At 68.9% G+C, this 23,011-nt stretch carries 19 protein-coding genes; 15 read left to right on the top strand and 4 right to left on the bottom strand.

The window, feature by feature from the left end:
- Positions 1–62: 62 nt before the first annotated feature.
- Positions 63–1,502 carry an MFS transporter gene (locus ACYVKF_RS18090; protein ID WP_460968273.1) on the bottom strand — a complete coding sequence of 480 codons (1,440 nt, stop codon included), beginning with the start codon at positions 1,500–1,502 and terminating at the stop codon, positions 63–65.
- A gap of 348 nt (positions 1,503–1,850) precedes the next feature.
- Between ACYVKF_RS18090 and ACYVKF_RS18085 the strand changes: the two genes are divergently transcribed.
- Positions 1,851–2,228, top strand: a complete 378-nt coding sequence (locus tag ACYVKF_RS18085; protein WP_460968271.1) for a hypothetical protein — start codon at positions 1,851–1,853, stop codon at positions 2,226–2,228.
- A 114-nt stretch (positions 2,229–2,342) separates the two neighbouring features.
- Here the strand turns inward: ACYVKF_RS18085 and ACYVKF_RS18080 are convergent, their stop codons facing one another.
- Both ACYVKF_RS18080 and ACYVKF_RS18075 read right to left on the bottom strand, forming a co-directional pair.
- Positions 2,343–3,701 carry a DJ-1/PfpI family protein gene (locus ACYVKF_RS18080; RefSeq protein WP_460968269.1) on the bottom strand — a complete coding sequence of 453 codons (1,359 nt, stop codon included), beginning with the start codon at positions 3,699–3,701 and terminating at the stop codon, positions 2,343–2,345.
- A 209-nt stretch (positions 3,702–3,910) separates the two neighbouring features.
- Positions 3,911–5,281: an alpha/beta fold hydrolase gene (locus ACYVKF_RS18075; protein WP_460968267.1), complete on the bottom strand. Its 1,371-nt coding sequence runs from the start codon at positions 5,279–5,281 to the stop codon at positions 3,911–3,913.
- A 287-nt stretch (positions 5,282–5,568) separates the two neighbouring features.
- Here ACYVKF_RS18075 and ACYVKF_RS18070 point away from each other — a divergent pair, with 287 nt between their 5' ends.
- The 4 genes from ACYVKF_RS18070 (at position 5,569) to ACYVKF_RS18055 (ending at position 9,826) form a co-directional block, all read left to right on the top strand.
- Positions 5,569–6,333: an HD domain-containing protein gene (locus ACYVKF_RS18070; RefSeq protein WP_460968265.1), complete on the top strand. Its 765-nt coding sequence runs from the start codon at positions 5,569–5,571 to the stop codon at positions 6,331–6,333.
- Between the two features lie 51 nt (positions 6,334–6,384).
- A complete protein-coding gene (locus ACYVKF_RS18065; protein WP_460968263.1) occupies positions 6,385–7,350 on the top strand; it encodes an NAD(P)-dependent alcohol dehydrogenase in 966 nt (321 codons plus the stop codon).
- 257 nt (positions 7,351–7,607) lie between these two features.
- Positions 7,608–8,474, top strand: coding sequence for a CPBP family glutamic-type intramembrane protease (locus ACYVKF_RS18060; RefSeq protein ID WP_460968261.1), 867 nt, complete (start codon positions 7,608–7,610; stop codon positions 8,472–8,474).
- Positions 8,475–8,503: 29 nt separating this feature from the next.
- The gene (locus tag ACYVKF_RS18055) at positions 8,504–9,826 is read left to right on the top strand and encodes an MFS transporter (RefSeq protein ID WP_460968259.1); all 1,323 of its coding nucleotides are present in this window, start codon (positions 8,504–8,506) and stop codon (positions 9,824–9,826) included.
- 11 nt (positions 9,827–9,837) lie between these two features.
- Here ACYVKF_RS18055 and ACYVKF_RS18050 read toward each other — a convergent pair whose 3' ends face one another.
- Complete coding sequence (locus tag ACYVKF_RS18050) at positions 9,838–10,467, bottom strand: DJ-1/PfpI family protein (protein ID WP_460968257.1); 630 nt, start codon at positions 10,465–10,467, stop codon at positions 9,838–9,840.
- 125 nt (positions 10,468–10,592) lie between these two features.
- Here ACYVKF_RS18050 and ACYVKF_RS18045 point away from each other — a divergent pair, with 125 nt between their 5' ends.
- From ACYVKF_RS18045 to ACYVKF_RS18000, 10 genes are all read left to right on the top strand, one after another.
- A complete protein-coding gene (locus tag ACYVKF_RS18045) occupies positions 10,593–13,343 on the top strand; it encodes a helix-turn-helix transcriptional regulator (RefSeq protein ID WP_460968255.1) in 2,751 nt (916 codons plus the stop codon).
- 179 nt (positions 13,344–13,522) lie between these two features.
- Positions 13,523–13,855, top strand: a complete 333-nt coding sequence (locus ACYVKF_RS18040; RefSeq protein WP_460968253.1) for an FAD-binding protein — start codon at positions 13,523–13,525, stop codon at positions 13,853–13,855.
- Positions 13,834–14,466 carry an NAD(P)/FAD-dependent oxidoreductase gene (locus tag ACYVKF_RS18035; RefSeq protein ID WP_460968251.1) on the top strand — a complete coding sequence of 211 codons (633 nt, stop codon included), beginning with the start codon at positions 13,834–13,836 and terminating at the stop codon, positions 14,464–14,466. Before ACYVKF_RS18040 ends, ACYVKF_RS18035 begins: the two co-directional genes overlap by 22 nt.
- Positions 14,467–14,729: 263 nt before the next feature.
- Positions 14,730–16,265 (top strand): MFS transporter, encoded by a 1,536-nt coding sequence (locus tag ACYVKF_RS18030; RefSeq protein WP_460968249.1) that lies wholly within the window; start codon positions 14,730–14,732, stop codon positions 16,263–16,265.
- A gap of 225 nt (positions 16,266–16,490) precedes the next feature.
- The gene (locus tag ACYVKF_RS18025) at positions 16,491–16,787 is read left to right on the top strand and encodes a VOC family protein (protein ID WP_460968247.1); all 297 of its coding nucleotides are present in this window, start codon (positions 16,491–16,493) and stop codon (positions 16,785–16,787) included.
- 943 nt (positions 16,788–17,730) lie between these two features.
- Positions 17,731–18,513, top strand: coding sequence for a BtpA/SgcQ family protein (locus tag ACYVKF_RS18020; RefSeq protein ID WP_460968245.1), 783 nt, complete (start codon positions 17,731–17,733; stop codon positions 18,511–18,513).
- A 53-nt stretch (positions 18,514–18,566) separates the two neighbouring features.
- Positions 18,567–19,742, top strand: coding sequence for an SIS domain-containing protein (locus tag ACYVKF_RS18015; RefSeq protein ID WP_460968244.1), 1,176 nt, complete (start codon positions 18,567–18,569; stop codon positions 19,740–19,742).
- Positions 19,735–20,667: a carbohydrate kinase family protein gene (locus tag ACYVKF_RS18010; protein WP_460968242.1), complete on the top strand. Its 933-nt coding sequence runs from the start codon at positions 19,735–19,737 to the stop codon at positions 20,665–20,667. Before ACYVKF_RS18015 ends, ACYVKF_RS18010 begins: the two co-directional genes overlap by 8 nt.
- On the top strand, positions 20,664–21,395 hold the full coding sequence (locus ACYVKF_RS18005) for an aspartate/glutamate racemase family protein (protein ID WP_460968240.1): 732 nt from the start codon (positions 20,664–20,666) through the stop codon (positions 21,393–21,395). Before ACYVKF_RS18010 ends, ACYVKF_RS18005 begins: the two co-directional genes overlap by 4 nt.
- A complete protein-coding gene (locus tag ACYVKF_RS18000; protein ID WP_460968238.1) occupies positions 21,392–22,927 on the top strand; it encodes an amidohydrolase family protein in 1,536 nt (511 codons plus the stop codon). The genes ACYVKF_RS18005 and ACYVKF_RS18000 overlap by 4 nt, the downstream gene beginning before the upstream one ends.
- Positions 22,928–23,011: the final 84 nt, after the last annotated feature.

The following is a 23,011-nucleotide window of genomic DNA, read 5'->3' as shown; positions in this document are numbered from 1 at the left end:
GTGGCTCTTCGCCCCAGTTACGCGCAACGCCAAGCGAGGGGGCCGGGCTCTGGTGAATGTGTTCATGGACGCTTTCGGACCAGGGTGGACCCGACGGCGGCGGTCAACAGTGCGACCAAGGCGGCCGCAGTGAAGGACGCCGCGAAGCCCGTTGCGCCGAGCTGGCCGGAGCTGGAGCTGGCCACCGAGATGCCTATGGCTGTGAAACTGGCGGTGCCGAGTGCGGCGCCGACCTGGGTTGCTGAGCCAGCCAGGCCGGACGCGAGTCCAGCGGGGGTGTCAGGGGCAGCTGAGGCGATGACCATGGTGGTGGGGGTGAAGCTGAGCGCGACACCGATGGCGACGAGCAGGAGCCCGGGCAGGACTGCCACGGCATACCCGTTCGCTCGCGGAGCGTAGGCGAGCCACAGGTGACCGGCGGCGAGGACGACCAGCCCGAGGACGAGGGTGCGCTGCGGGCCGAAGGTGCGCAGGATGCGGGGCAGCACGGCCAGGGAGAACGCGAAGCCGGTCAGTGACGTGGGGACCATCGCCAGCCCGGCCTGCCGTGGGGCCATGCCGAGGGCCTGCTGGAGGTAGAGGGCGACGAGGACGAACGTGGAGGCTCGGGCGGCGCCGCCGAGGATGGCGAGGGCTACGCCGGTGCTCATGGTTCTGGACGCAAAGAACTCGAGGGGCACGAGTGGGTCGGCGGTGTGACGTTCCACGGCGATGAAGATGGCGAGCAGGGCGGCGGAGGCGGCGAGGCTTGCGAGGACGGTGGGGGAGGTGAGACCGCGTTCGGCGATGCCGAGGGCGCCGTGGACCACGGCGACGACGGCTCCGGTGATGGCTGTGGCTCCGTGCCAGTCGAAGCGGCGGCGGGCGCCGTGGGCTCCTTCGGGCAGGACGTATCGGGCGAGGGTGACTGCGGCGATGGAGACGGGTACGGTCACGTAAAAGACCGAGGACCAGCCGAAGGTGCCGACGAGCACTCCACCGGCCACGACGCCGGTGGCTCCGCCGAGGGCTGAGGCCGCGCCCCAGATGCTCATGGCGCGGGCTCGCTGGGGTCCGGGGTAGGTCAGCAGCAGCAGGGACATGGCGGCTGGGCTAAGCGCTGCGGCGCCGGCGCCCTGGATGACGCGGCCGCCCATGAGGAGCGCTTGGTTGTCTGCGAAGGCGGCGAGCAGGGTGCCAACGGTGAACAGCGCTGAGCCTCCAACGAACATGCGGCGGCGGCCGAACAGGTCTGCGGCACGGCCGGACAGGAGCAGCAGGCCACCGAAGGCGAGGACGTAGGCGTTGACGACCCAGGTGATGGCGGTGGCGCTGAGCCGCAGGTCGGTCTGGATGGAGGGCAGGGCGACGTTGACGATGGAGGTGTCGAGCATGACGACGAACTGGGCGGACACCAGCAGCCCGAGGGCGACCCACCCGCGTTGACGGGCTCGCTCCGTGGCGTCGGCGGCTGTGCTGGTTGGGTCTGCTGGGCGGGTGCTGGTTTCGAGGGTGGCGGACACGGTGGGCTCCTTGAGTGCGGCACGGGTTCTCGTGCACGTCCAAGGTGCCGCTGGGGCCGTGGGGTTCGCGCCGGCGAAATGGCCGGGATGCGCGAGGCCGAATCATGAAGGCCATGCGTGGCCTGACCTGGTCGCGGCTTGGAGCGCGGCATAGCTGGCGCGCCCTGAGCGTGGGGCCGTGGCGGTGACCGCCGCACTTCTGGCGGTCGCTGCTGTCGAGGTGATCAGCGGGTCCCTCATCAGGTCGGACCACACCTTAGGGTCAGCCTCGCTGTGCGGCACGGGAAGGGGGTTCTGTCCCAGCGAAGTCGGCGTGCCGCCGCGCCGCGCACCGTACGCTCACCCGATGTGACCTCTTCAGCCGCTGTTGCCGCCTGTGTTCTCCTGGGGGCTCTGGCGGTGTTCCAGGCCCTGTTGGCCTGCGGCCTGCCGCTGGGCCGGTTCGCCTGGGGTGGTCAGCAGGACGTCCTGGCGACGCGGTTGCGGGTAGGCAGCCTCGCTTCCCTGGTCATCTACGTCGTCATCGGGTGGGTGCTTCTGGCTCGCGCCGGGCAGGACGGCGGAGGCCATGGCATCTTGGCCGTAGTCACGTGGGTCATCGCGGGGTTCTTCCTGCTGGGGGCTGTGGGCAACCTGGTCTCGAGGAGCCGCTCCGAGCGCTTCGTCATGACCCCCGTCGCGGTGCTGCTGTGCGCGCTGACCGTGGTTGTCGCGGCGGCGGGCTGACGTCGGATCTCGTCCCTGCCAATGCTGTTGGTCCGCACGGGCCGCCGTCCGCTTCATGTCGCCCACCTGAGGTCATCAGGTGGGCGAAAGAGCAACCGAGGGGGTGCTCGTTCCTCAGGTCGTGGGAATCGAGCTCCTGCGTGCTCGGCGCAGCATGGTGGGCAACGCCGCTGCCGCGGCGACCAGCGCCAGGCCCAGCCCGAGGAGCAACCAGATGCGGCCGCCGCCGTCGGCGTCGTCCAGGCGCAGTTGCGCGGACGGGTAGTCGATCATCTTGGCTGCTGAGACTGCGGTCGCCCGGCCTGCGTGACGCGACAGGTACTGCAAGGCACCGTCGAAGCCGGGCGAGTTGCCGGCCCCGTGGACGGCGTCAACCCGAACGTGGTGACGGTTCGCCCAAGCACGCAGCGCAGGGTTCAGGTTGGTGGTGCCGGCCGGTCCGGGTACGGCCAGCGTGGTCGGGGTGGGGTCGTCGGCCACGGTGTTCGTGTGCAGGACCATGCCGTGCTTGGTGGTCACGGTGCCCGTGGCGCTGAGCGGGATGGGGCGGGCGGCGTAGGACACGTCGTACACCTCGAAGCTGCTGGCGAGGTCGATCTCGCTTACGCCGTCATCCAGGGCTATTCCGAGGGTGGGCCGGCCCCACGGGACGAGCGCATTCAGTGCGACAGGTAGGTCGTGGACGGTCATGGACTGGGTGGGAATGTTGGTGGGTCCGGTCAGTGACCAGTTCGGGTATCGGAGGAGTCGGCCGACGCGGGTGGCTTCGGCTGGGCCGGCGAGGTCGGCCATGACGCGTAGCGCTCCGGGGATGCCGGAGGTGACGCCGGCGGTGGTCGTGACCGGTCCGTCCTGAATAAACCGTTGCCCACCAACCCAGTTCACGTGTGAGTACTGCTTCGCGAAGGCGCCGAGCCTGGACCAGTGAGCGGTCGCGGTGCGTCCGTCGAGCAGCCCGGCGTCAGCCAAGACTGCGGCTCCGTTGCACACACCCAAGATGAGCGCGCCGCCCTTGGCCTGATCCTTGACCCACGCGCGTAGCTCCGCTTCCTGCGGACCGTCGGGGCTGCCGACGGCTGGCACGACGACCACGTCAGGGTGCGGTGCACGCCCGGAGGCGGTGTCGGCGAACGTGTACGTGGGGGCAATGGCAGGACCGCCTTGCGTCGAGGCGAGACCGGGGTGGGCGGCGACCGTGTACACGGAGAACTGCGGTGAGCTGGCGAACACCTCGTAGGGGGCCAGAGCGTCACTGCCGACGGTGCCTGATGCACCGAGGGCGACGGCGACCACGATGGGGCCCTGCGACGAGGGCCGGTTCACCGGCTGGGGCTCGGTGAGACGGGTGGGTGCCGGCGTGTGCGCTTCGGCGCTGGTGACCTTGGTTCCCGCCACGGCGAGGCCCGTCAGGGTCAGCAACGCCAGGGCGCTGGAGGCGGCGACGCGTAGGGCGCGGCGGGTGGTGTTGGACATGGCTGTTCTTCCGTTCTGCTTGGATGGCTCTGTCGCCGGGGTCGGCGCGGTCTTCGGGTAGGTCCGGAGCGGCCCGCCAAGGGTGGCGGGCCGCTCCCCGGGCCGTCGCCACCGCGCAGGGGGGTTGGCGGCGGGCCTCGGCGGTCACCCGGAAGGGGATTGAGGTGACCGGGAGCTGGGTGCTGAGTCAGTGCTGAGCCGGCGGAGGGTCAGCGGGTGGGCAGCAGGCTGTGGGTGCGCACGGCGGTGAGGACGTCGGTGATGGCCGTGACGCTGTGGGAGGCGCCGGTCGGGTCGGTCAGGAGACCGACGTGGGACTGGTCCTCAACGGTGTGCCGCGAGTTGGTCGACAAGGCCGCCATCTGGTCCTGCGTGGTACCCCAGCCCGGCTTGGCGTCGACGTTGGCTGTCGCGGACAGCACGACCAGCGGGGCGTCACGGAGAGTGGTGAGCGCTTGAGCCTGTCGGAACGCGACGGGCAGTGCGGCCTGTTCGGCGCGCTGGTTCGCCCAGCCTCGCGGGCTGTTCGAGAACGCGGACACCTGCTCGCCCGCCTGCCCCGGCAGCGCCGGGGGCGTAGTTGCTGCGAGGACGTGGCCGATACCGAACCTGAACAGGGTCGGTGCCAGCGCGAGGCCGCGGCGCATGACCTGGTACTCGCCGTTGAAGGTGGTGACGAGCTCGACCTGGCGGGGGCTGGCGCTGTCGAGAAGGACGACGCCAGCGACGTCCGAGGGGTAAAGGTGCGTGTACGTGAGGGCGTGCACGCCGCCGCTGGAGTGCCCTGCGAGAAGGAATGGGCCGGACTCACCGGCTTCGGTCAGGAGCTTGTGCAGGTCGGTGGCGGCGGTGGTGGCGTCGGCGGGTTTCGGTGAGTCGTCGCTCCAGCCTTGTCCGGCCCGATCGTACGAGCACACCCGGGACGTGGCGGCGACGGCGGGCTGGATGCGTGCCCACAGCGGCGAGGTCTCCCCGAGCCCGTTGAGCAGGACCACGGTCGGTGAACCGGTACCGGTGCACTTCAGGTGCAGGCGGTACCCGCCGACGTCGACGAGCTTGCCGGGCATCCGCCCGGCCGCAGCGGTCGGGGACGGGGTGCTGGCCTGGTACAGGCCACCGAGGCCGGCCACGACCATGGCCGCCGCGACCGGGTAGACGAAGACCCGTCCCCGCACGGGCATGGTGCGACGTGCCTGCCGCCACACCCACACGCCGAGGGCCAGCAGCCCAGGTGCCCACACCCACGCCAGGCGGGACATGGTCGGCTCGACCGGGTTGGCGACTGCCAGGACGACGCCGGAGGTGGCCATCAGCGCGGCGGGCAAGTACGCCCAGCGCTGCGGTCGGGTAGTCCACCGACTGGTGAGAAATCCGAGCATGGCCCACCCGGTCGCCAACGCGACAAGGACTGCGCCGATGACGCGCGCTTCGGATGCGTCCGGGACGACCCCGACGATGAGGCCGACGGCGACGAACGCACCTGTGGCCATGGACGCGAACGTGATCCGGCCCATCGGGCCGACTCGGGTACTAGCCGCAGTGCTCCCGACCGGGCTGTGGGTGGTGGTTGTGGTGCTCATGACGGTTCCCCTTTCCTGACCGTCCGAGGTGGACGGGCACAGGCACAACCGTCGTCGTGAGCGCGTTTGCTCGCCCCGGTCACATGGCCGGGATTGCACCTGCGTCGCGGGCGCCCGACCGCTGCCGGGGACGGCACGCGTACGCCCCCTGGCCACTCCCGCCCCCGCGCGTTAGGTGCCAGAACCCGGTCAGTTGACCGGGGCGAGCCATCCGCCGCTGGGGTCACTCTCGAGGTGGACCCGAAGGCATCGCCGCAGCGGGACACTGCCGGAACAAGGAGACCCCGATGAACCCCGACACCACCGTCGGAACGCACGCCTGGACGGTGCGCACCGGCGGACACCTCCAGCCGCCGGAAACGCGCCGGCTGCTGCTTGACCTCGCTCGCACCCATGCGACCAACGCTGTCGGACGACTCACCCGCCTGGTGCACCTGCACCCCGGCCGAATTGCGTGGGTGGATCCGATGCGGCTCGTCCCACCGACCTCGGCCCTGACCCGGGCCGCGACCGACGCTGCCACCAACGTCCTGCCCGCCCCACTGCTGAACCACAGCATGCGCACGTACCAGTTCGGCAAGGCCATCGGCGAGCTCGAAGGAGTCGACGTCGACGCCGAACTCCTGTACGCCGCAGCCCTGCTGCACGACACCGGCCTGGTCACCGCCACCGGCCGCGACGACTTCACCCTCACCTCAGCCCGACTCGCCCTTGACGTGGCCGAGCAGGTGGGCTTGTCCACCGCGGCCACCAACACGCTGCAGACGGCTATCACCATGCACCACAACCCCCGCGTCCCCTTGACCGCCGGCCCCGTCGCCTATTTGCTCGCCGCCGGCGCCGCAGCCGACGTCGCCGGCGTCCGCACCTGGCAGCTCCCCACCGCAGTCCTGACAGCCACCGTTCGCAACCACCCCCGCGACGGCTTCAAGAAGTACTTCACCCATGCCTGGGCCAACGAGGCAGCGCGCGTCCCCGACGGGCGTGCCCGGCTCCTATGCCGCCACGGCGCGTTCACCGCCGCCATCACCCTCGCCCCGTTCAACGACTGAACCACTCCCACCACCTCAAAACACACCACCCCACACAAAGGAACCTCGAAGATGAAAGCCATCGTGCAAGACCATTACGGACACGCTTCCGCGCTGCGGTTCGACGACATCGACCGCCCCCAGGTGCCTAACGACAAGGTCCTCGTCCAGGTCGTCGCCGGTGGCGTCGACCGCGGCGCCATCCACTTCATGACCGGCGAGCCCTACCTCATGCGCCTCGGCACCGGGCTGCGCACCCCCAAGGTGCGAGTCCCCGGCGTCAGCTTTGCCGGACGCATCGAAGCCGTCGGAGCCAACGTCACCGCGTTCACCGTCGGCGACGAGGTGTACGGCGCAGCCCGCGGCGCGTACGCCGAGTACGTGGTCGCATCCCCGACCAAGATGGCGCACAAGCCTGCCCAGCTCACCTTCGAACAGGCCGCCGTCCTGCCGTACGCCACCTTCGCAGCGTTGCAGGCAGTCCACGACCACGCGAAGGTGCAACTCGGCGAACACGTCCTGGTCGTCGGTGGCACCGGCGCCGTCGGCTCCGTCGCCGTCCAAGCCGCCAAGGCCGTCGGCGCCCAAGTCACCGCCGTCACCGGAGCGCGCCACCAGGACCACGCCAAGTCCCTCGGCGCCGACCACACCGTCGACTACACCCGCCACGACTTCACCGACGGCGCCCGCACCTACGACGTCATCATCGACGTCTTCGGCCGCACCTCCATTCGACGGCTGCGCCGCGCCCTGACACCCAAGGGCCGGCTCGTCATCGTCGGCGGCGAAGGCGACCGATGGACCGGTGGCATCCACCGCCAGATCGGCGCCGCCATCCTCACCCCATTCATCAGCCAGAGCCTGCGCACGTTCGTCGCAAAGGAGAACACCAGCACCCTCGAACGGATGACCGACCTCATCACGAGCGGAAAGGTCCAGCCCCCGGCAACCCGTATCCACCCCCTCGTCGACGCCGCCAGCGCTGTTGACGCCGTCGACAAGGGCGCAAGCGCGGACCGTCTCGTGCTGACCATCTGACCCCCGCGCCCCTCCTCGGGTCGACACCGCACGTGTCGACCCGAGAAACCGGTGCACGGAGCCAGCGACGCAAACAACGCCGTGTAGACCACACGTCGTCGGTAACGGTCTGCCTTGGCCGGCCGCCGACCCCACCCTGCGGCGCCGTGAAATCCCGGCTGTTGTACCGGGGCGAGCGAGTCCACTCAGGAGAACCGTGGTGCACGCCCAACACCACCCGCTCCACGCTCGAACACCACCGGACGGAGACCAACCCCATGACCGCGCACACCAGCTTCCGCATCAGCAACGCCGGCCGCGCACCCGGGCAGCTACCGGGCACGTCCCAGCGGCGGCGCGTCCTCGGGGCGGTCGCGTTCGTGGCCGTTTGGATGAGCGCCGGGTACCTGCTGGGGCTCAGCAGCAACGCATACCTGCTGCTCGGCATCCCGCTGACCGCCGCGTTCCAGTTGGGCGTTCGACGCCGCCCTTTGCATGAGCTCATCGCCGCCGGCACCACCCGGTTCGCGTTGGACCGCGATGGCGTCGCCATTGCGGCCGTCCTGGCCATCACCCCCGGGTACTACGCGGCCGGGGCATTCACAGCCGGCGACTGGACCACGTTCGGCTGGTACCTGGCGGCCATGGTTGGGGCCGTCGCTGCCGCGTTCTCCCTGCGCGCCAGCTCCATCGTCGCCACCCTGCACTCAGCTGCCGTCCCAATCGCTGTCGGTGCCACCGGCATGGCCGCCGTCTTCGGCGCAGTGCACATCGCGACTGGTGCGCCGCTGCCCGCCCTGGCCGCCCTCGGCGCCCTCGCCAAGTACACCGCCCTGTACTACCCGGCCACGTTCCTGCTCGAAGAAGTCGCATTCCGAGGAGCCATCGACGCGCACGTGCACCACGACGGCGACGCGCGCGGCTGGCAGTCCGCCGTATTCGTGTCCGCATTGTGGGGGCTGTGGCACCTGCCAGTCTCCGCCGGCTTCCCGCTGCCCTGGATGGTCCTCGAACTGGTCGTCGTCCACGTCGCCCTCGGGGTCTGGCTGTCGTTCGCGTGGCGCCGTACTCGAAACCTCGGCGGCCCTGCCTTGGCGCACGCCATCAACGACGCCGTTCGCAACGCCACCATGCTCGGCCTCTGACCCGGCACCCGGAACGAGAGAGCGCAACCGTGTCCGACACCACCACAGCCCCGCAGCCCACTGCCGCGCCCCCGGTCGGCATGAGCCGCGCCATGACGGTGCTATTCGCCGTCGCCGGCGGCGCCGCGGTCGCCAACACGTACTGGGCCGGGCCTCTACTGCGTGACATCGCAGAGACGATGGACGTGCCCATCGGTGCCGCCGGCCTGCTCATCACCGTGACCCAGGTCGGCTACGCGCTCGGTGTCTTCCTGCTCGTTCCGCTCGGCGACCGGTTCAACCCTCGACGTCTGGTCCCAGGGGTGATGGCCGCCTGCGCCGCTGCCCTCGCCGCCGCGGGTCTGGCCCCGACCTACCCAGTCCTCGTTGTGACGCTGACCCTGCTTGGCTTCACGACCGTGGCCGCGCAGCTGCTCATCCCGCTCGCCGCAGACCTCGCCAGCGACGACCAGCGCGGCGCAATCGTCGGAACCATCGTGTCCGGTCTGCTCACTGGCGTCCTGCTCTCGCGCACCATCAGTGGCATCTTCGCTGATGCCTTCGGCTGGCGCGCCATCTACCTGCTTGCGGCTGGCATCACCGCCAGCCTTACTCTCGTGGTCGCGCGGCTCCTGCCCGCTACCCCTGCCCGAGCGTCCACCAGCTACGTCGCCCTCATGTGTTCGGTGTTAGCTGTGGTGCGCCGCGACCGGGTCGTGCAGGTGACCCTGGCGCTCGGCGCGCTGAATGTCAGCGTGTTCTCGCTGTTCTGGACCGCGTTGACGTTCCTGCTCAGCAGCCAGCCCTACTCGTACAGTGCAGCTCAAATCGGGCTGGTTGGGTTGGTCGGGCTCGGCGGGGCTCTCGCGGCTCGACGAGTCGGCCGCGTCCACGACATGGGTAAGTCCACCCCAGCAACCGGTGCCGCCAGCGGCGTCGCCGTCCTCGCGCTCGCCATCAGTACGGCAAGGCCCCACAGCCTGCTTGCCATCCTGATCGCCGTGCTGCTGCTGGACGTTGCAGTCCAAGCTGGGAACGTGCTTCACCAGACGCGGCTGGTCAACGTCGACGCCGAAGCTCGGGGCCGCATCAACACGGCGTTCGTGACCAGTGGCTTGACAGGCGGCGCTGGTGGCTCGGCACTGGGCAGCGGGCTGTGGTCAGCCGGCGGATGGGGTGCCGTTATGACCGCCGGCTTGGTGATGCTCACGCTCGGTCTGCTGCTCTGGTGGTTCGGCCGTCACACGCTCCGAGCTGCCTGTAGCTCGCCGTCGAGTGCTTCGACACTCTTGGGGCACTCGACGGCGATGCGGTCATGTCCGGTCAGTGAGCAGCATGAAGGCGTAATGGACCAGGCGTCCCAGACAGGGTGACGAAGGCCGGCTCAGACGGGTGGCTGCGGGTCGTACTGCACGTCAGGACGCACAGCCCGAGCACGGTTGGCACCCACGAGCCGAGCAACCAGATGCAGTGCCATGTCGATGCCGGCGCTGACGCCCGCGCTGGTGATGAGGTCCCCGTCGTCGACGAAGCGGGCCGTGGGGCGCACGTCGATCGAACGGTCCACCGCGGACAGGAGCTCGAGGGACTCCCAATGGGTGGTGGCTGGCCGGCCAGTGAGCAGCCCGGCCGCGGCGTACACCAACGCTCCTGTGCACACGCTGGCCGTCAGCGGCACGGTGGCGCCCTGCCCGCGGATCCAGGCAAGGTGGGTCTCGTCGCGCATCAGGGTCCGGGTGCCCTGACCCCCGGGATGGATCAGTGCCTCGAGCAGTGGGACGTCCGCGAACGAGTGGTGCGCACCCAGGACCAAGCCCTTGGCTGCCCGGACCGGCTGGCCGTCCTTGGACACGAACGAGACCGTCCACCCGTCCTGGGGGTAGGTCAGCGTCCAGTTCGCCAAGATCTCCCAAGGACCGACGGCATCGAGTTCCTCGACATCGTCGAACAGCAAGATGCCGATGTGCTTCGTGGCCCTCTCGACGGGGTCCACGGGAACGGTGGAGGAGGTCATGCGCAGTCCTTCAGTAGGTCGAGATGTTCGGTAAGTCCACGATGGGCTCAGTGCCTCAGGGCTCGCCCCGGTCAATGTGCCGGGATGCCGCGGAGGGCTGCACCCTCCGGCGGTACTGTCGGCAGGTGTTACACGGCCGTGAGCCCGAACGCGCCCGCCTTGCCGCCCTCGTGGAACAGGCACGCGCCGGCGCCGGAGCCGTGGTGGTCGTGCTCGGAGAGCCGGGCGTCGGCAAGAGCGCGTTGCTGCACGACCTGACCACCCCCGACGGACCAACCCGTGGGGGTGAGGACGTTCGGGTGCTGCGCACCGCCGGCGTGGAGTCGGAGTCACCGCTGCCGTACGCGGCCCTGCACCGGCTGCTGCGACCCGTCGTGAACTTCGACCACCTGCCAGGTCCGCAGGCGCGGGCGCTACGTGTCGCGTTCGGTCTCGAGGACGGACCAGCTGTCGAACCTTTCCTCGTTGGCGTCGCAACCCTGTCGGTTCTGACCGACGTTGCCGAACCCGAACGCCCGCTTCTCGTGGTGGTCGATGACGCGCACTGGCTCGACTCCGCGTCCGCGGACGCGCTGCTGTTCGCCGCCAGACAGCTTGCTGCGGACCCGGTGGCCATGGTGTTCGCCGCCCGAACCGGTGAAACAGCCGGCCGCGAGTTCGCCCCGCCCGGGCTGCCAGTCCTGCAGATCGACGGGTTGGACGACGCTGCTGCCCGTCAGCTCCTGGACGAGCGTGGCGGAGACCCCGTCTCGGGCGACGTCGCCGAGCGCTTGCTCCGCGAGACGGGCGGCAACCCGCTCGCCCTGCTCGAGCTGCCAACCGGGCTGAGCAGCGAACAGCTCCACGGGCAGGCGCCACTCCCACCACGACTCGCGCTGACCGCGGGAGTGGAACGCGCCTTCCTGGACCGGTGTCGCCGGCTGCCCTCACAGGTGCAGACGCTGCTGCTCGTTGCCGCCGCCGACGCCACGGGACGCGTCGCCACCGTCCGGCAGGCAGCTGCCACCCTCGGTGTGGACCCGGCGTCGTGGGACGAAGCGGAACGAGCTGGTCTGCTCACCGTCGCCGGTGATGTCGTGGCGGTTAGGCACCCACTGGTCCGTTCCGCCGTGTACCAGGCCGCGACCAGCTTCGAGCAGCGCCAAGTGCACCGAGCCCTCGCCCAAGCAGTTGGTGCCGACGACCCCGACCGTGCCACCTGGCACCGTGCCGCCGCCGCTGACGGCCCCGACGTCGACGTCGCCGCGGAGCTCCACGCCGTCGCCGTTCGCGCTGAGCAACGCGGCGGCCACGTTGCCGCAGCGGACGCCTTCGAACGCGCAGCCGGACTCACCGTCGCCGACGCAGACCGCGCCACCCGCCTGTTCGGTGCTGCCCGCACCGGGTGGGCAGCAGGACAGGTACTGCGCGCCCGCACCCTCGCTGCGGCCGCCCGCGACCAAGCCGTCGACCCCCTGCAGCGCGCCGACATCGACCGCCTCCGCGCCCGCATTGAGGTCAACGTCGGGTCCGCCGTCGACGCTCACCGCATCTTCACCAACGCCGCCCGCACGGTCGCCGACCACGACACTGGCCGAGCGCTGGAGATGGCGTGTGCCGCCGCCTTGAACCGCACCTACGGCGCGGACAGCGGAGCCACCCTGGGTGACGACGTGCTCACGGAGCTGCTCACTCCTTCGCCGCAGGACACCGAACGCACCACCTGCCTGCGCCTGCTGTTGGGCACCTTGACCGCGTGCGGAGACCAAGACTGGGCCCGCGCCGCCCCCGCCTTGGCGCTCGCGCTGGACGCTGGGCGTCGCGTTGAGGACCTGGACGTCATGGGCAACCTCGGCAACACTGCCCTGCACCTGGGCCACGACGAAGGAGCCCGCTTCTACTACACGGCAATGGAGTCCACCGCCCGGCAGGCCGGCGCCGGCATGGTCGTCGTCTACGCCCTCGAACGGCTCATGTTCGCCCAGCTGCCCACGGGCCCATGGACAGCAGCGGCCGGCGCCGCGGACGAAGCACTGACTTTGGCGCGCAGCGTCGGACAACCGACTCTCACTGCCCCTCCTCTGGCGTGCCTGGCCCTGCTTGCTGCCCTGACCGGAAGCGACGACTTCGACCAGCACCTCGCGTCCCTCGAAGACGTCATCACCGACCACCCGTTGGGCATCATGGCCGGCCCCGCCCAGGACATCACCCGCTGGGCCAAGGGTGCCCGCGCCACAGCGCAGGGAGACACGGCAGCAGCGTTGCACCACCTGTCTGGGATGCGCGTCCCTGCCCTGTACCGGATGGCCACTTTGGACCGCCTCGAAGCCGCCGTGCGCGCCGGCGACGCCCACCAAGCCCACGCGTGGGTCGAGGAGCTCACCGAGTTCGCCACCGGCACCGGCCACCCCTGGGCTCTCGGCGCGCTCGAGCTCGGACGCGCCCTCAGCGCTATTGACCTCACCGACGCCACCGCGGCGTTCGACCGAGCCGTCGCCCACTACCGAAACGCCGGCCGCCCCTACGACCTTGCACGCACCCAGCTCGCCTACGGCGAGTTCCTGCGCCGCAACAACCGCCGCGTCGACGCCCGTACCCAGCTACGGCCTGCACTGGAGACTTTCACCGAACTGGGCGCGGCACCACTGGTCGAACGCGCCACCAGCGAGCTGCGAGCCTCCGGTGAGACCGCACGCAAACGCGATCCTTCCACACTGCTGAACCTGACACCGATGGAGCTCAAGGTCGCCCAGCTCGTCAGCACCGGCTTGTCGAACAAGGACGTCGCCGCCCAGTGCTGGGTGTCACCGCGCACGGTCGCGTTCCACCTGCGGAACGTGTTCACCAAAGTCGGCGTCAGCTCACGCACCGAACTCGCTCAGCTCGACTTCACCTGACACCCATTCGACCAGCTGGACCTGGCGGCTCTTTTCCAGGACGGACCGCGACCACTGGCCCACCGAGAACTTCGTCGGACCCCAAAACCGCCAGCCATGCTGACAATTCGTCCCGCTCCACGTTTCCCATAGGTCTCGAGTGTTGCCCCGGTTCGGGTCGTCGGATCATTCTCGAAGGCATGAACACCTTTGACGTCCTCGTCGTCGGCGGTGGGGCCGCCGGCCTGTCCGCAGCCCTCGTGCTGAGCCGTGCCCGCCGCACCGTTGCGGTCGTCGACTCCGGGGCACCCCGCAACGCGCCGGCCGCCCACATGCACGGCTACCTCTCCCGCGACGGCTTGCCTCCCTCAGACCTGCTGACGACGGGCCGCGCGGAGGTCACCGGGTACGGCGGAACCATCATCGCTGGCCGAGTGGACGAACTTGCCCGAGGCGACGAAGGGACCTTCCATGCGGTGCTGGTCGACGGTCAAGGGTCCGAGGGAGGCGCGTGCTCGTCACGACCGGGCTGAGGGACGAGCTGCCCGACGTCCCCGGTCTGGGTGATCGTTGGGCCAACGACGTCCTGCACTGCCCCTACTGCCACGGGTGGGAGGTCCGCGACCGCGCCGCGGGGGTCATCTGGAACGGCCCTGAGACCACCCGGTACGTCCAGATCGTCCGCCAGTGGACCCGCGACCTCGTCCTGTTCGCACCCAACGGGGCGCTCACCGCGCCAGCCCGCGCCGAGCTGGCTGCCCGCGCGATCAGCCTCGTCGAAGGCCCCATCGACCGCCTCGTCGTGGAGGACGACGTCTTGACCAGTGTCGCCATGGCTGACGGGTCGCTCATTGCCAGGCAGGTCCTATTCGTGCAACCGCGCCTCGTGCCGCACAGCGAGCTCCTTGCCGGGCTTGGTGCCGAGCTCGACCAGGACGGTTGGGTCACCGCCGCGATGGCCGGAGCCACCACCGTTCCCGGCGTGTGGGTCGCCGGGAACGTCGCAAACCCGCGTGCCCAAGTCATCACCGCAGCAGGCGAAGGGTCAGCAGCGGCCATAGCCATCAACGCCGACCTCGTCGACGAAGACGTCCGGGCGGCCGTCGACCAGGTCAGCGAGGGACTGGCGACCAACCCCGCCTGACACATACGGCGAACTTCGACGGCCAACGAGTGCAGCAGGCGGGTGGCGCCGGCAGCCGTGCGCCTGCTTCAAACTCACACGGACTCCGCAAGCCACCTCATCCCCGCGGGGCGCGTGACTCCTTGCGCTCGGCGCGTCTGCCTTTGCACACCCCGGCCATTTGACCGGCGCGAGCGCGCGGCATTCAGACGACGGTAGGCATCACACCACCAACAGATCGCCCAGATGGTGGACCACAAGCCGAGACCGCGCAAGGAGTTGTCATGCCCACCAAGCCCACCGCCGAACCGGTCGCGGTCCACACCGCGACGGCCGGCACCGACGCCGCACCCCGCACCACAACCGCCACCACCGTCCACGGACACGCCCCTGCCGCCACCCACGACGACACCGACGGACCACGCAAGCCCTGGACCGTCCTGGCCCTCGCCCTCGCCGCGCAAATCCTTGTCGTCCTCGACATCTCCGTCGTCAACACCGCGCTGCCGTCCATCGGACGGGACCTGCACCTGGACGGGTCGGCCATGCAGTGGGTCGTCACCGCGTACCTGATGATGTCCGGCGGCGGACTGCTGTTCGGCGGCCGCGTCGCTGACCTTCTGTCCCGCAAGAAGGTGTTCCTGACCGGCCTGACCGTGTTCACCACCGCGTCCATCTTCAGCGGATTCGCCGGCACCGCAACCGAGCTCATCGCGGCGCGCGCCGGTCAGGGCCTCGCCGCAGCGCTGACCACCCCGGCGGCGCTGTCCATCATCATGATGACGTACTCCGGCGCCCAGCGCCGTCTGGCGCTGACCCTGTGGGGTGCCGTCGGGTCCCTCGGCGTCGCCGCTGGTGTCCTGCTCGGCGGAGCCCTGACCACCTGGGCCGGCTGGCAGACCATCTTCTTCATCAATGCCCCCATCGGCGCCGTCGCCCTGGTCGCCGGGCTCGAAGTCATCCCCACCGCCACTACCCGCCCCGTCACCCTCAAGCAGTTCGACGTCGCCGGCGCCGCCGCCGTCATCGGCAGTCTCGCCACCCTCGTCTACGGCTTGGGTGAGACGGAGCAGCACGGCTGGTTGTCCGCCCGCGTCCTTGCCGCGTTCGCCGTCTCAACGGTTCTCGCCGTGGCCTTCAAGGTGCGCGAGAGCAAGGCCGCGAACCCGCTCGTCCCGCCGCACACCTGGAAGGTCCGGTCTCTCGTGTCCGGCACCACCGTCATGCTCGGGGTCAGCGGCATCCTGGTCGGGGCCGTGTTCCTCGCTTCCATATTCGTCCAGACGGTCATCGGGTTCTCCGCCATCCAGGCGGGCGTCGCGTTCGTCCCGTTCGCTCTGGCCATCACTGCCGGCACCGTCGTTGCCAGGCACGCCATGGGTCACGGCAGTCCGCGCGGCATCGCCGCCATCGGCTTGGTCATCGTCGCGGCTGGAGCACTCATGCTCTCGCAGGCGTCCGCAGTGTCCGCCTTCGGCACCGGGGTCCTGCCCGGTCTGGCCATCCTCGGTCTGGGCGTCGGCATGGTCTTCCCCCCGGTGTCCGTCACCGCCATGGCCGGCATCCCGCCGCAGCACTCCGGGATGGCGTCAGGATTCCTCATGACCGGACACGAAGTCGGAGCCGCACTCGGCGTGGCCGTCCTGTCCGCCGTCGCCAGCACCGCCGGCAGCCTCACCAGCGCCACCGGTGCCGTCGTCGGCTTCGACCGTGGGTTCCTCGCCGCAACAGGCATCGCCCTCGTCCTGGCCGTGTTCACCTACCTGCGAATGCCCGCCCGGCGCGTCGAGAGCGGCGCCGGAATGCACATGCACCACTGATGCAAACTCGCCGCACCAAGCTCGAGCGCTCGGACCCCACCAAGGGTCCGAGCGCTCGAACTTGTCTGGTCGGTCAAGCGCTGCTGACGAAGGGATGACCGCACCTCCAGATGGTGTCGAGGCATCAAATTCGGCCCCGCCAGAGCCGGCAGCAGGCCGTACGCTCGGTGGGTGAGAGTACTGGGGATTTGCTTTGCCGGGACGTCAACGACAGAACGCCCCTCGATGAGCGCCTTCGTCGGCGACGTTCTGGGTTTGCCAGTTCGAACCCTCGACGGCGTGGAAGCGGACTTGTTCGCGCTCCCTGACGGAAGCTCGTTCGCCGTCGCCTCGCCGGGTGGCATGGGGGACAGCGCCCGCTCGTTGGGGTTCCTCGTGGCCAGCCTCGACGAAGCAATCGCCGAGCTGGACGCCGCTGGCGTGGCCACGGATGCGCCCGCGGCCAACAGCAGGGAGCGGTACGTGCACTTCGCTGCACCGGATGGTCACCTGTACGAGTTGGTGGAACGCATCAACCACTGAACCTGACTTCGACCCTGTGGTAGTAGGTCACCACTCTCACGCTGAGCGAGCGGGGGAGTGGCGCTGCTTGACTAACTGCTTGACAACGAGAGCACGTCCGGGTGGATGCAGGCGCACGTTGGGGGAATGCTTCGTGCTCAGCTGGACGTCTGGGCACGTACGCGAATGGTCTGAGAATGCTTGACACGGAAGAGGTCACTGGTTCAAACCCAGTATCGCCCACCAGTACGAAACAGCCCCTGACCTGCGGAAACGCCGGTCAGGGGCTGTTTCGTTGGCTTGCGTCAGGGACCACTGCTTGACCAGCTGCTTGACTAAGACGTCGCGGTTCGGCCCTGGTGCCGGTCCCTGCACGTTCGCTGACGTGCGTGGACATCCGAAGGGGGGCCACGCACTTCCCGCGCAGGGAAGAGGTCAGTCGCTGCGTCTCAAGGCCGTCGCTCGAGTCTCCTGAGACCGACCTCACGGCCATGGCGATCGTGTTGTGGACCTTGGACGAGTACGTCCGCCCTCTGAGCGGCTGAGCGGCCTGACGTGCCGCGGAGCTGGGCCGCATCATCTCGGTGTGGGTCGACCACCTCAAAGGATTGGGACTAGGGGACTTCCCCGCAGAGCGGCATCCTGCCGGGGCAATCCCCGGTCTATTGGCCGACGCATCCACTGTCACGTCCATGACGTCTGAAACGTGGCCCAGGCGGTGCGTCATCAACAGGCAGGTGGACGTCGCCCACGCTCCCCACGCGATGTATACCGAACTGGGCGCGAGTAGTTCGGAGTCCATGGGCTCTAGGAGTCGATCGGTGCCGTCATCGAGGCAAAGTCGTTGGAATGAGGGACGTTCAGCGCTCCGCTCGTCCAAGAACCGAGATTTCAGCTCCTGCGAACCATTGACGTGTCGCAACCGATTGTATACCGTCCGAGATCTACCGACCGAGAGGTGCTAATGAGCGCGTTCCGCCTTGTAGGGGTGCTGCATCTCCCGCCGCTGCCGGGGGCCGCCAACTATGGTGGTGCCTGCGTCCGGGAGATGGCGAAGGCCGCCGCGGCCGATGCCAAGATATTGGAGGCCGCGGGATTCACCGACGTGATGGTGCAAGACGCCAGTGACAATCCTCAGCCTTCCTTGGTGGGGGCCCCGACCGTCGCGGCATTGGCCGTGGTTGGAGCGGCCGTGCGCGCTGCCACCAGCTTGGGGCTGGGTGTGATCGTGGGCCACAACGATGGAGCCGCTTCCGTTGCGGTCGCCCATGCTGTTGGCGCGCAGTTTGTCCGTGTCAAGGTCCTCACTGGCGTCTCCGCGGGCCCGACGGGGTTCATCCAGGGTTGCTCGCTGCAGGTTGCACAGATGAAGCGGCTTCTCGGCAGCGAGGTGGAAGTTTGGGCAGACGCCCACGAGGCGACCAGTGCATCCCTCCTTGGCGACACCCCTTGGGCGGCAGCGCAGGCCGTGGCTTTCGGCGGGGCTGACAAGCTCATCGTGACCCGAGACAGCGGAGTCGGCGACGCGATCGACGACATCGCTCGCGTCAAGGCCGAGTTGGGCGCCGGGATCGACGTGCTTGTTGGCGGCAGAGTCACTGCCGAGTCATTGCCTGCGGTTCTTCGGGGAGCCGACGGAGCGATCCTAGGAAGCGTGCTCAAGACCTCCGGCGGGTCCGCGCCGCGGATCGACGCCGCGAGGGCCGATCATCTGGGGTCGCTGTATCGCGACTCCCTTCCGCGCTGACGTCGTCGGCCCCTGTGACCCGGTGTGACCCCTGACCTGAAAGGCACCTGCCAATGACCCTCGACAGTCCCCTCCTGGGGCCGGGCAGCCCCCTCGATGCGCGCCAGCAGTCTGTCGTCGCGCGTGTCTCCGAAGCGGAACGCGCGAGCATTCTCGCGCTGCCGACCGACGACCCCTTGGACCCGAAGCGTCGACACCGCGTCGAGGTCACCCGAGGAGAGATGTTCGGCCAGCCGCAAGCCATCCTCGACACGTGGGAGCGGAACGTCGCTGGTCTCGACTCGGTGAGCGAGCACATGGCTACCCGGTCGTTCGACCGGATCTTCCTGGTCGGCGCCGGTGACTCCCTGGCCGTGATGATCGCGGCGCGACAGGCACTGGAGCTGATGACCGGCGTGCCCTGCGAGGCCGTGCAGTGCATGGAGTTCGCCTACTACCAGCAACACCTCGTCACCAACCGCTCCATGGTCATCGCCCTGTCCAGCTCGGGAGAGACGACTCGCACGGTCGAGGCAGTGCTGGTGGCCCAGCACGCTGGCGCCTACACCCTTGCGCTGACAAACACACCCGACTCCTCGATCGACCAGGAAAGCCAGCACTCCCTGATCATCGAGGCCACGAGAGTGGGCTGGCCCACGCAGTCGTCCACAGCCGCTCTCGCGCTCCTGCTCCGATTGGCGAGCAAGGTCGGTATCCAGCGTGGCGCGACGGGGGCGGCCGACCTGAGTCGTGAACTCGCTGGTGCCCCCGAGCTGATGGCCCGTGTGCTTGATCGAGTGGACGGGCCCATCGCCCAGATCGCTGCTGCCGAAGCAGCACGGCAGATGTACCTGTTCTCGGCGGCAGGCCCGAACTGGGCCGCTGCAATCGTCGGTGCCGCCAAGGTCAAGGAGACGACTCCAGACCACGCGGTGGAGATCCAGGTCGAGGAGTACCACCACTACAACTCCCAGAAGCCGCACGAGCCGTTGTTCCTCTTCGCGCCCACAGGACCTTCGGTGGCTCGGGCCACATACACCGGGCGGGACGCTCGACGGTACGGCGGCACGCTCTACGCCATCAGTACCGAAGGAGAACGAGCCTTCGACGCGGACGCCAACCAGGTTGTGGAGATGCCTGCGGTCTCGGAGACCCTGAGCCCCCTGCTGTACCTGGTGCCGGCCCAGATGATCGGTTATCACCTCGGGATGGCGAAGTTCGCCCTTGCTGAGGCGGCCCTCGGTGACTGACGGGACGTCGGACCGCTCGTTGGTCTGCGTCGGCAACTTGACGATCGACGAAGCAAGGTACGGCGGAGAGCGGGGCAGACCGGCGCTCGGTGGTGATGCGGCGTATGCGGCGCTGGCCGCCCGTCTGTTCACCGAGAACGTCAGGATGCTGGCCCCGGTGGGGCACGACGTCCCGCAGGAGCTCCTCAGCGCCCTCGCTACGGCAGGCGTCCGCGCCGATCACCTCCCCGAGAGGAACAGCGCGACCATCCGCAACATCATCACCTACCACGCGGACGGGACCCGCACCTGGGACATGTTGTCGACCGAGGAGGACTTCGACCTCATGTCGGTCTACCCAGTGGACGTCCCGCGCGCAGCGTTGGGCGCCGACGGCATCGTCCTGTTGGCCATGAGCTTGGCCTCGCAGCTCGCGCTCACGCCGTGGCTGAAGAAGAACAGCGGTGCCCGCCTCTACCTGGATCTCCAGGAGGACTACCTGGAGGGGAACCGGGAGTCGATCAACGCGATGATCTCGTGCTGCGACGTGTTCCTGCCCAGTGAGGTGGAAGCTGTCGCCTTGGCCGGCACCACGGACCTGGTGGCGGCCGCGCAACAGTTCCGAGGACTTGGGCCGCGGACGGTCGTGATCAAGCGGGCCGAGCGGGGGAGCCTCGTGGTCGAGGAAGGCCGCGTCCTCGAAGTGCCGACCGCGCCTGTTCCCGCGATCGACAGCACCGGGGCGGGAGACGCCTTCTGCGGAGCGTTCGCGGCAGTCCACCTGCGCACCGGTGACGCCGCGACGGCCGCCCGTGCCGGAGCCACGGCAGCGAGGGTCGCGATCAGTGCCTACGGCGTCGACGCCCTCGTGTCAGCAGCTCAACAGGTCGAAAGTTCCGGTCAGATGTTTGAGCCAGGCGCTGGGGATGGAGGTGTCGGCAGATGAAGGACGTACTGCGGATCGCGGTCGTCAATCCCAACACCACCGAGTCGATGACTGCTGGGGTGGTGGCTCGTGCTTCCTTGGCGACCCGGCCGGGGACAGAATTGGTGGGTGTCACGCCGGGACATGGCGTGGCCACGGTGGAGAGCCACACGGATGAGGTCACCGCTGCCCTCAGCGTCCTCGAGGAGGTCGAGAAGGCGGAGGCGACGGACGAGCCGCCGGCTGCCTACGTGATCGCCTGCTTCGGTGACACGGGACTGCAGGCGGCCCGCGAAGTCGCACTCGGCCCGGTGGTGGGGATGACCGAGGCCGCGCTGCTCACCGCGACCTTGGTGGCGCACCGGTTCACGGTGATCACGATGCCGCGGCGCACGCTGGCCCAGTCTGACCGGGTCGTGCGCGCCCTGGGGCTGGGGCACCGCTGCACGGTTCGTGCGATCGACGTGCCGGTTAGCGACCTGGCTGACGGATCCAGCCACCTGCTCGAAGCATTCGTAGAGCAGGGCAGGATCGCCATCGAACAGGAATCGAGCGAGGCCATCATTCTCGGCTGCGCCGGCTTGGCTGATCTCGTCGTTCCGCTGCAGGCGCGCCTCGGCGTCCCGGTGATCGAGGGAGTAGCAGCAGCAGTCGTGCTGGCCGAGGGGCTGGTCGCGCAGGGCGTGGCCACCTCCCGTGCGGGTACCTGGGCTCGGCCCGACCGACCGACGACGGGGGACCGATCATGAGCGTCCTGTTCACGGATGTCTTGGTCTACGACTGCGACCACCCTGCAGGGTTGGTGGGCCCCACCGACCTTCTGGTCCTCGGCAACCGGGTGGCCTCGATCGGGGCTGACGCTCGACGGCTTTTCGACGAAGGGCTCGGCCAGGACGGCCCGCACCGGGTCATCGACGGCAGGGCACAGAAGCTCATCGTCCCCGGTCTGGTCAACGCTCACTTCCATTCGCCCGCGAACCACCTCAAGGGTTCGCTGCGCAGCCTGCCACTGGAAATGTTCATGCTCTTCGAGTCACCGGCGGACGAGCAGCTCGTCCCCACGCCGCGGGAAGCGTACGTGCGCACGATGCTGGCGGCTCTGGAGATGCTTCGCACGGGTGTGACCACGGTGCAGGACGACGCGTTCCTCATGCCCTTTCCCACCTCGGAGATCATCGACGCCGTCATGAAGGCCTACGCGGATTCCGGCATGCGTGCCAGCGTGGCGCTGGACCAGCCCGAGGTCAGGGAGGCGGACAAGCTCCCCCTCTCCCAGACGGCAGACTCCCACGTCCGTGCCGCCCTGTCGGCGTCGCCCCCGATGGGCGCGGCGGCGCTGCTCGACATGTACGACCACTTGATCTCCCGCTGGCACGGCTCCGAGGGCGGTCGCCTCACTGCCGCCGTGTCCGTGTCGGCGCCGCAACGAGTGAGCCCTGAGTACTTTGCGGCGCTGGACGACCTGAGTCGTGTCCACCGGATCCCTCTGTTCGCGCACATGCTCGAGACGAAGTTGCAACGGACGTTGGCGACGACCCAGCCACGGTTCGCTGGCCGGTCCCTGGTGGAGTACACCGCGGACCTCGGCCTGCTGAGTGAGCGGATGAACGTCATCCATGCTGTCTGGGTCGATGACCACGACCTGGACCTCATCGCATCCTCTGGAGCCATCGTCGCCCACAACCCGGTCAGCAATCTGCGGCTGGGAAGCGGCGTGGCGCCCTTCCGCAAGCTCAAGGATCGCGGGATCACCACCTGCCTGGGGATTGACGAGGCGATTTGCGACGACTCGTGCAACCTGTGGGGAGTCGTCAAGATGGCCGGCCTGATCCACAACGTGTCCGGACTCGAGAGCGATGAGTGGCCATCGCCTCATGAGGTTCTCGACAGTCTTTGGGTGGGCGGCGCGGCGGCCCTGTTGAGGTCTGATGAGCTCGGCGCGGTGCGAGAGGGGTTCTTGGCCGACCTGGTCGTCCTTGACCTTCATAGCCGGGCCTTCACGCCCTTCAACGACCTGCGCGGTCAGCTCGTCTACTGCGAGTCCGGCAATAGCGTGGAACTGACCATGGTGGATGGGCGCATCGTCTTCGAGGACGGCGCCATCTCGACCGTCGACGAATCCGCCCTCCTGGACGAAGCGCGCGACCTCTTCGCCCGGAAGCGGCCAGCGGTCGAGCGCGCCCGCCATGACGCCGAGGCTTTCCTTCCCCATTACAAGGGGCTCGTCCACGACGCGGCGCTCGCCGACGTCGGCATGAACCGATGGGTGGGATCTGCATGACATGCGTGCCAAGGCCTGACGAGCGTTACGACTACTCACCCATCCTGGACCGCCCATCCGCCTGCTGGCCCGGTGGTAAGAAGC

It is taken from the genome of Pedococcus soli, from assembly GCF_054782575.1.
Note: the sequence above shows the minus strand (reverse complement) of the source record. Positions and strands in the feature narration are given on the sequence as shown.